The sequence below is a fragment of the Micrococcus sp. HG099 genome (assembly GCF_024723355.1).
Classification (GTDB): domain Bacteria; phylum Actinomycetota; class Actinomycetes; order Actinomycetales; family Micrococcaceae; genus Micrococcus; species Micrococcus endophyticus.
This window is the reverse complement of the sequence record NZ_JANQCJ010000250.1, coordinates 1-1,208: the sequence shown is the minus strand read 5'-3', so window position 1 is coordinate 1,208 and position 1,208 is coordinate 1. Positions and strand designations below refer to the sequence as shown.

The following is a 1,208-nucleotide window of genomic DNA, read 5'->3' as shown; positions in this document are numbered from 1 at the left end:
AAAAAGCGACGGGGTCCGGGCGGCCCTCGGGGGTGCTCGCCGCCCCCCCCCGCCTCGGCCCGCCCCTGCTCGGAGGGGACCCGGAGCGGTCCGCTGCGAGCGCCGCGCGGCCGGAGGCGGGCGCCGGCGACGAGGCCGTGGACGACGGCCGACGCGGCGGCCGGGCGGGGGACGACCTCGTGCCGGCCGACGCCGCCCAGGGCGGTGTCACCCGGGACGGTGTCGCGCAGGACCGCGCGCAGGACCGCGCGCAGGACGGTTTCGCTCGGGACGACGCGCAGGACTTCGCGGCGTGGGACGCCGATGCGGCGGGCCGGTCCGTGCCGGACGTCGACCGCCCGGACCCGCGGGACCCGGACGGCGACGCGGCGGAGCCCGCCGAGGACCGGCCGGACGTGGAGGCCTCCGGAACGCCCGGGGACGCGCGCGTCATCGTGGTGTGGGGGCCCACCGGCGCCCCCGGACGCACGACGGTCGCCGTGAACCTGGCGGCCGAGCACGCCGTCGCGGGCCGGAGCACGCTGCTGGTGGACCTGGACACGTACGGCCCGTCGGTGGGCGCCCACCTCGGCCTGACCGAGGAGTCGGCGGGCGTGGCCCGGGCGGTCCGGCGCGCCGACCACGGGCCGCTGGGCCCCGCGGACCTGGAGGCCGCGGGCGTGCGCGTCCGCGTCGCCGGGGCCGAACTCACCGTGCTCACGGGGCTGACCCGCGTGGACCGTTGGCCCGAGCTGCGCCCCGCCGCCCTCACGTCCCTGCTCGCCGCCGCCCGGGAGCGCTGGGAGCAGGTGGTGGTGGACGTCGGGTTCGGCCTGGAGCAGGACGAGGAGCTCTCCTTCGACGTCCCGGCGCCGCAGCGCAACGGCGCCACCCTGGCGGCGCTGGCCGCCGTGGACGAGGTCCTCGCCGTCGGCGGCCCGGACGCCGTCTCCCTGCCGCGGCTCGTCCGGGGCACCGAGGAGCTCGTCGAGGCCGCCCCCGAGGCCCGGCTGCGCGTGGTGGTCAACCGCCTGCGCCCCGCGGCGGCGGGCGTCTCGCCCCGGTCCCAGGTGGAGGCCGTCTGGTCCCGCTTCGCGTCCGCCGGCATCCCGCTGGCCGCGTTCCTGCCGTGGGACCCCGCGGCGGCCGACCGCGCCCTGCTCGGCGGCCAGGTGCTCGCCGAGGCCGCCCCGAACAGCGCCCTGCGCCGGGCGCTGGCGGAGCTGGCC

1 protein-coding gene is annotated in these 1,208 nt (G+C 80.5%); it reads left to right on the top strand.

What is annotated here, in order from left to right:
* Positions 1-32: 32 nt before the first annotated feature.
* Positions 33-1,208 (top strand): ATPase (locus NWP10_RS12030; protein ID WP_258301056.1); only part of this gene is annotated, 1,176 nt, incomplete at its 3' end.